This window comes from Actinomycetospora sp. (assembly GCF_055612215.1).
The window spans coordinates 1-7,253 of the sequence record NZ_JBVPVA010000439.1 but is presented as its reverse complement, the minus strand read 5'-3'; the positions used below and the strand labels follow the sequence as shown (position 1 = coordinate 7,253).

The 7,253-nt window shown below is 76.9% G+C and carries 7 protein-coding genes and 1 riboswitch; all 7 genes read right to left on the bottom strand.

Translation table 11 applies throughout. The annotated features are described in order from the left end of the window. Positions 1-14 precede the first annotated feature (14 nt). Positions 15-1,748, bottom strand: coding sequence for a nicotinate-nucleotide--dimethylbenzimidazole phosphoribosyltransferase (cobT, locus tag AC0CYZ_RS12340; RefSeq protein WP_472215680.1), 1,734 nt, complete (start codon positions 1,746-1,748; stop codon positions 15-17). Then, complete coding sequence (gene cobC, locus AC0CYZ_RS12335) at positions 1,745-2,791, bottom strand: Rv2231c family pyridoxal phosphate-dependent protein CobC (RefSeq protein ID WP_472215679.1); 1,047 nt, start codon at positions 2,789-2,791, stop codon at positions 1,745-1,747. Before cobC ends, cobT begins: the two co-directional genes overlap by 4 nt. Further along, complete coding sequence (locus AC0CYZ_RS12330; RefSeq protein WP_472215677.1) at positions 2,788-3,192, bottom strand: hypothetical protein; 405 nt, start codon at positions 3,190-3,192, stop codon at positions 2,788-2,790. Before AC0CYZ_RS12330 ends, cobC begins: the two co-directional genes overlap by 4 nt. A gap of 57 nt (positions 3,193-3,249) precedes the next feature. Beyond that, a riboswitch (cobalamin riboswitch) is annotated at positions 3,250-3,373 on the bottom strand. An 83-nt stretch (positions 3,374-3,456) separates the two neighbouring features. Beyond that, positions 3,457-4,032, bottom strand: coding sequence for a helix-turn-helix transcriptional regulator (locus tag AC0CYZ_RS12325; RefSeq protein ID WP_472215675.1), 576 nt, complete (start codon positions 4,030-4,032; stop codon positions 3,457-3,459). Between the two features lie 98 nt (positions 4,033-4,130). Next, positions 4,131-5,093 carry an asparaginase gene (locus tag AC0CYZ_RS12320; protein ID WP_472215682.1) on the bottom strand — a complete coding sequence of 321 codons (963 nt, stop codon included), beginning with the start codon at positions 5,091-5,093 and terminating at the stop codon, positions 4,131-4,133. Continuing rightward, complete coding sequence (locus tag AC0CYZ_RS12315) at positions 5,090-5,668, bottom strand: cyclodeaminase/cyclohydrolase family protein (RefSeq protein ID WP_472215673.1); 579 nt, start codon at positions 5,666-5,668, stop codon at positions 5,090-5,092. The genes AC0CYZ_RS12320 and AC0CYZ_RS12315 overlap by 4 nt, the downstream gene beginning before the upstream one ends. Before the next feature lie 55 nt (positions 5,669-5,723). Next, the coding region (locus AC0CYZ_RS12310; protein WP_472215671.1) for a formate--tetrahydrofolate ligase at positions 5,724-7,253 on the bottom strand (1,530 nt) is incomplete at its 5' end.

Here is a 7,253-nt window from a genome sequence, read left to right as displayed (position 1 = left end):
GTCGCCGGTCGTGCTCACGCCTTGCTCGCGACCCCCGCGGCGTCGAAGGTCGCGACCTCGCCGAGCGCCCGCGCCGCGGCGGCGACCAACGGAGCCGCCAGGAGGGCCCCGGTCCCTTCGCCGACCCGCAGCCCGAGGTCGAGCAGCGGCTCGAGCCCCAGGTGGGTCAGCGCCAGGGTATGGGCAGGCTCCACCGAACGGTGACCCGCCAGCCACGCGTGTGACGCAGTCGGGGCCAGCGCGGCGGCGACGAGGGCGGCGGCGCCGGCGACGACCCCGTCGACGACGACCGGGGTGCGCAGCGCCGCCCCGCCGAGGAGCAGCCCGGCGATCCCGGCGATCTCGAGGCCCCCGACGGCCGCGAGGGCGCCCAGCGGATCCTCGACGCCGCCGAGCAGGCCGTGGCGGGCCAGCGCCTCACGGACGACCGCGGTCTTGTGGGCCAGCATCGCGTCGTCGATCCCCGTCCCGCGGCCGGTCACGACCTCCGGAGCCGCCCCGGTGAACGCGCACACCAGCGCCGCCGACGCCGTCGTGTTCGCGATCCCCATGTCCCCGGTGACGAGCAGCCGGTTGCCCGCGGCGACCAGGTCGCGGGCCACCTCCACCCCGGCCAGCACCGCTGCCCGGGCCTCCTCGCGGCTCATCGCCGGGCCCGCCGTCATGTCCGCGGTCCCCCGCCGGACCTTGCGCGGCAGCAGGCCGGCCCCCTCGTCCAGGGTCGCCGCCACCCCGACGTCCACGACGACGACCTCGGCCCCGACCTGGTGGGCGAACGCGTTCACCGCGGCGCCGCCGGCGAGGAAGTTGGTCACCATCTGGTGGGTGACCTCCTGCGGCCACGGGGTCACGCCGCGGGCGTGCACGCCGTGGTCGCCGGCGAACACCGCGACGACCGCGGGCTCGGGGACCGGCGGCGGGCACTCGCCCGCCAGCCCGGCCAGGCGCACACCGACCTCGGCGACCTGCCCGAGCGCACCCGGCGGCACCGTCATCCGGGTCAGCCGCTCACGCGCGGCGGCCTCGCCCTCGGCGACGTCGATCAACGCGCACGCCGCCACCGCCGCGTCGAGGGCGTCGCCGCCGTCGTGGTGTCCCCAGACGTCCTCGTGCACGGCCCACTCCAGCGGTCGGCGCCGGGCCCAGCCGGCGGATTCGAGCTCGGGGGCCTCGGCGAACGCCGACACGTGCCCGAGACAGAGGTAGGCGACGATCTCGACGTGGGCCGGCAACCCGACCCGCTCGCCCAGCAGGGCGGCCAGCTCCCGTTCACGGAAGAAGCTGACCCACCCGACGCCGAGACCCTCGGCCCGCGCGGCGAGCCACAGGTTCTGCACCGCGCCCGCCACCGAGTGCGCCGCCATTCGCGGCTGGGTCTGCCGGCCCAGCACGTGGCGTCCACCGCGCGTCGGGTCGCAGGTCACGACGACGCCGAGCGGCGCCTCCCGGATCGCCTCGACCTTGAGCCCGGCGAACGTCCGGGCCCGGACGGCCGGGAGCGAGGCCGCGAACGCGTCCCGCTGGGCGGCCGCCAGCGTGGCCAGCTCCGCGCGCAGCGCCGGGTCGCGCAGCACGAGGAAGTCCCACGGCTGGGAGAACCCGACGCTCGGGGCGGTGTGCGCGGCGGCGAGCACGCGGCGGAGCACGGCGTCGTCCACCGGGTCGGACGTGAACCCGTGCCGCACATCGCGCCGGGCCGCCAGGACCCGGTGCAGGGCGGCCGCGTCACCCGGCTCGAGCGCGCTCACAGGACCTCCGCCAGGGCGGCAACGAACGCGTCCGAGGTCGTCCGGTCCCGGACGGCCACCCGGAGGTGCTCGGCGTCGAGACCCGGGAACGTGTCCCCGCGGCGCACCGCCCAGCCGCGCTCGCGCAGCAGCCCGCGGACGTCGGAGCGGCCCGGCGTGCGCAGCAGCAGGAAGCTCGACGCCGGCTCCCCGCGCACCTCGACGCCCGGTACCCGTGCGAGCCCGTCGAGCAGGTGGGCCCGGTCGAGCGCCAGGGACCGGGCCGCCGCGTCGGCCTCCGCCCGCGCGCCCGCCGTCGTGCACGCCGAGAGCGCGGCCAGCGCCGGCGTCGACACCGACCAGGGCGGCGCCGCCGCGGCGAGCCGCTCGACCAGCTCCGGGGCGGCCAGCACGTAGCCCACCCGCAGCCCGGCGAGCCCCCAGGTCTTGGTGAGGCTGCGCAGCACGACCAGCCCGGGCATGTCGCCGCGCGCCGCGAGCGACTCGGGCTCGCCCGGCACGGTGTCGGCGAAGGCCTCGTCGACGACGAGCACCCGGCCCGGCCGGGCGAGCGCCGCGAGCGTCGTCGCCGGGTGCAGCACCGACGTCGGGTTGGTGGGGTTCCCGACGACGACGAGGTCGGCCTCCTCGGGCACGCGCGCCGGGTCGAGGGTGAACGACCCGTCGAGGACCACCCGCTCGACCGCGTGCCCCGCGGCGCGCAGGGCCGCCTCGGGTTCGGTGAACTGCGGGTGCACGACGACCGCGCGCCGCGGCCGCAGGGCCCGCGCGAGCAGCACGAACGCCTCGGCGGCCCCCGCCACCGGCCACACCTGCGCCGGGGGGCGGCCGTGGGCGGCCGCGGCGTCGGCGCGGGCGGCGGTGGCGTCGGGGTACGCGGCGAGCCCGCGCATCGACTCCGCGAGCCGCGTCGCGAGCCAGGCCGGCGGGGTGCCGGCCCGGACGTTCACGGCGAGGTCGACCAGCCCCGGCCCGACCTCGGCGTCACCGTGGTGACCCAGGTCGACGTCGAGGTCGGCGCCGGTCACGCGGACCGCCGTCACCGCACCTCCCGCGCCCGGCCCTCGAGGCCGGCGGCGTGCAGCAGCAGGGCCTCGGCGGCGGGCACCGAGGCGGCGAGCACGGAGGTCACCGCGCGGGGGGCGGCGCCGGGGTCCCAGGCCTCGGCGTCCATGCGCTCGCAGAGCTCGTGGGCGAGCGCGTCGACGCGGGCGGCCACGTCGTCGCGCGAGCGGACGGGCCCCGCGCCCAGGTGCTCCAGGGGAAGCCCGTCGTCGGCGACCCACGCGGCCGCGAGGGCGGAGCGCAGGTCGGCGAGCAGGCCCTCCCGCGACGGGGCACCGGCGCGTCCCGGACGCGGACAGCCGGGCCGGCGCCGCAGCGCGCGGGGCCCGGTCGGGACGGCCGGTCGGGGGTCGGGCAGCGGGTCGTGAGCGTGCGACATCGCGGGGCCTTCCTCGGGTTCCTCGCCCGATCGGCAGGTGGCACTCGCGACGGCCGGAGTCTCCTGGCTCCCGGATCGCTGCTCGCCCCGGCCTTCCCGCCGGTCTCCCGGCCGTGGCCATGCGTGGGGTCCGCTCCCCGGTGACAGTGGCGGGACCGCGCCGGCCTCACACCGGCTTCCTCCACATCCGTCGACCAGAGAGGGCACCACACCCCGCGCGGTCGGTCAACGTCGTCCGGACCACCCGGGCCCGCGGGAACCCGATCAGCGCAGGATGCCCTGCCGGAACCCGCGGGCGACGGCGTCCGCGCGGTCCCCCGCGCCGAGCTTGCGGAAGAGCCGGCGGGCGTGGGTCTTGACGGTGTCCTCGGCGAGCAGGAGCGAGGCCGCGATCTCGGAGTTCGACAGGCCTTCGGTCATCCCGAGCAGGACGTCGAGCTCGCGTCGCGAGAGCTCCGTGGTGCTCGGGCGCCCCGGGCCGCCGAACGGGCGCGGACCCGTCGACTCCCCCGAGCGCAGGAAGCCCCGCGCCCCGAGGTCGAGGGCGGCCGCGGCGAGCCGGTGCTCGGCGTCGCGCCCGGTCTCGGGCGGGCCGGCCACGAGGACGGCGGCGTCCGGTGCCGCCTCCCGCACCGCCTCGACGGCCACGGCCCACGCGGGGACCGGCGGGCCCGCCGGCACGACGTCCGCGGCCACGACGACGACGTCGGGCGGGTCGGCCGCGAGCGCCGTGAGCAGCTCGGCGAGGTCGACGACCCGCGTCCGGGAACCGTCACCGACCGAGCGGGCCACCCGCTCCCCGGTGTCGGCGTCGGCGGCCACGACCAGGCAGACGGGCATGGGGCTCCTCACGGGACAGGTCACCGGTGGCGCGGGAGCGTCAGGCTCCCACACGGTGTTCGCCCGTCCGCCGCGACCCCTCGACACGTTTGGTGACGTCACTCGGCCGAGTCGGCGTGTCCTGCGGCTCCCGGGCGGGTACGGAGTCGCCCGACCGGACGACCGCCCCCGACGACGGCAGGTGCGGCCACCGCGACCACGGCGTCCGGCGCGGACACGCCGGTCGCGGCGAGGACGTCGAGCAGGACGGGGCCGAGGGCGCGTGCGTGGCCGTCGTCGACCTTCGCGGCGAGCGCGGTGCCGTCGGGCAGGGCGGCGACGAGCACGCCCTCGGCGCCGCTCTTCGCGAGCGTGCCGGGCACCTCGGTCATCAGCACCGTCTCCAGGCGCCCGGTGCCGCCCACGAGCCAGGGGTGGGCGCGCATCGTGGCGGCAACCCGGGCCGGCGGCGACCCCGGCTCGGCGTGCGCGAGCGCCCACGGCAGGCGGGCGAGGTCGGTGAGGGTCGTCGCGAACGCCGGGGCGCCGCAGCCGTCGGTGCTCGTCGCGAGGACCGGCCCGGCGAGGTGCTCGAGCGCGGCGAGGCAGGCGCGCTGCAGCGGGTGGCCGGGGTCGAGGTAGCCGGGGTCGCCGCGGGCGGCGACGAGCATCGCGGCGTGCTTGCCCGAACAGTTCATGGCCAGCGGCGACGGGGTTCCGCCGGCGGCGAGGTAGGCGTGGGCGGCGTCGGGACCGAGGGGGAGGTCGGGGACGCAACGCAGCGCGGCCGGGGTCAGGCCGTGGCGGGCGAGCAGGGCGGTGACGGCCTCGAGGTGGCCGGGCTCGCCGGAGTGCGAGGCGGCGGCGAGTGCGACCTCGGCGTCGCCCAGCACCACGCCCGGCGTCGCGAGGACCGCCACCGCCTGGGCCGGCTTGAGCGCCGAGCGACCGTAGACGGGCCTGGCGACGTCGCCCGCCGTGGTGGCCACGGACCCGTCGTCGGCGAGGACGACCAGCGACACCGCGTGCACCGACTCGACGACCTCGCCGCGGAGGAGCTCGACGACGACCGGCGGGGTCAGAACGCCGCCCGCTCCGCGAGCCGCCGGGCCTCGCCGGCGCGTTCCTCGGCGTCCTCGACGCGTGGGTCGCCCCAGCCGTCGAGGCCCTCCGCGACCTCCCCGGCGTCGGCGATGTTGGCCCCGACCAGCGTCGATGCCGACTCCGCGGCCGCGGCGGCGAGCAGGGCGGCGGTCACGGCGTCGCCGGAGAGCACGTCCGGCCCGTGCTCGGCGAGCGCGGCCGCGATCTCGGTCACCCGGCACGCCGCGCCCAGGACGTCCATGGGCACCTGGACGATCGCCTCGGTCGCGGCCGCCGCCCCGCCGGGGGCCTTCCGAGCCGCGAGGAAGCCGGAGTAGGCGGCGACGTCGTCGTCGGCGAGGGTCAGTGCCGTGGCGCGTAGGCCGTCGAGCTCGTGGGCGAGGTCGAGTGCCGCCGGGTCGGTGCGGGCGGCCCCGCGGGCGACCTTCCCGGCGAGCCCGGCCGCGAGCGCCGTCGTCACCGCCGCCGTCGACCCGGCCGCCGGCCCCGGACCCCGTGCCGCCAGGGCCTCGGCGAGCTTCCCGACCGGCACCTCGCCCAGGTGCTCACGCATGTGAGCACTTTCCCGTGTCATAGGGCGGAAAAGTGCTCACAGGGCCGGAGGCCACCTAGAACAACCCCACGATCGTCCCGTCGGGCTCCACGTCGATCGAGTGCGCCGCCGGGTTCTTGCCGAGTCCGGGCATGGTGCGCATGTCGCCGCAGATCGGGTAGACGAAGCCGGCGCCCACCGAGGCGCGCACCTCGCGGACCGGCATCCGCCAGCCGGTCGGCGCCCCGAGCAGCTTCGGGTCCGACGAGATCGACAGGTGGGTCTTCGCGACGCAGATCGGGAGGCGGCCGAAGCCGTTGCGCTCGTAGAGGTCGAGCGAGGTGTTCGCGGCCGGGGCGTAGTCCACGCCGTCGGCCCCGTAGACCTTCGTCGCGATCGTCTCGATCTTCTCCCGCAGCGACGCGTCGTCGGGGTAGAGCAGCTGGAAGTGGCTCTCCTCGTTCGCGGCCTCCGCGACGGCCTCGGCGAGCTCGGCCGCGCCGCGCCCGCCGTCGGCGAAGTGCGTCGACACCGCGACCCGCGCACCCATCTCCTCGGCGATCTCCCGGATCGCGGCGTGCTCGCTGTCGTGGTCGGTGGGGAAGGCGTTGATGCAGACCACCGGCGAGACGCCGTGCAGGCGCATGTTCTCGATCTGCTTGCGCAGGTTCGCCGCCCCGGCGTGCACCTCCTCGGGGTTCTCCTCGAGCAGCGCCGGGGGCAGGTCCTTCCCCGCGACGATGCGGTGGTTGCCGGAGTGCACCTTGAGCGCCCGCACGGTGGCGACGACGACCGCGGCGTCCGGCGTCATGCCCGACGTCCGGCACTTGATGTTGAAGAAGCGCTCGGCGCCCATGTCGGCGCCGAAGCCGGCCTCGGTGACGAGGAAGTCCCCGCAGTGGATGCCGATCCGGTCGGCGACGATCGAGGAGTTGCCGGTCGCGATGTTGCCGAACGGCCCGGCGTGCACGAGGACCGGCGTGTTCTCGAGGGTCTGCATGAGGTTGGGCTTGAGCGCGTCGCGCATCAGCGCGGCCATCGACCCGGCGCCGTGGATGTCCTCGGCCGTCACGGCGTCGCCGTCGCGGGTGTAGCCCACGACGATGCGGCCCAGCCGCGCGCGCATCTCCTCCAGCGAGTTCGACAGCGCGAGGACGGCCATCACCTCGGAGGCCGACGTGATGTCGAACCCGGACTCCCGCGGCACGCCGTCCATCCGCCCGCCGAGCCCGGTCACGACGTTGCGCAGCGCCCGGTCGTTGACGTCGAGCACGCGCCGCCACGTCACCCGGTACGGGTCCAGCCCGGACGCGTTGCCCTGGTAGAGGTGGTTGTCCAGCACGGCGGAGAGCATGTTGTGTGCCTCGGTGACCGCGTGGAAGTCACCGGTGAGGTGCAGGTTGAGGATCTCCATCGGCACCACCTGGCTGTAGCCGCCGCCGGCCGCGCCGCCCTTGATGCCGAACGTCGGCCCCATCGACGGCTGCCGGACCGCCACCGTGGCGCGCTTGCCGATGTGCCGCTTGGCCTGGCCCAGCCCGACAGTGGTGGTGGTCTTGCCCTCGCCGAGGGGGGTGGGGGTGATCGCCGATACCACCACGTACTT

What these genes read in the sequence shown, in the direction of transcription:
- AC0CYZ_RS12315 (WP_472215673.1), bottom strand. Translation starts at nt 5,668, where the DNA reads ATGCGTGAGCACCTGGGCGAGGTGCCGGTCGGGAAGCTCGCCGAGGCC.
- AC0CYZ_RS12330 (WP_472215677.1), bottom strand. Translation starts at nt 3,192, where the DNA reads ATGTCGCACGCTCACGACCCGCTGCCCGACCCCCGACCGGCCGTCCCG.
- AC0CYZ_RS12325 (WP_472215675.1), bottom strand. Translation starts at nt 4,032, where the DNA reads ATGCCCGTCTGCCTGGTCGTGGCCGCCGACGCCGACACCGGGGAGCGG.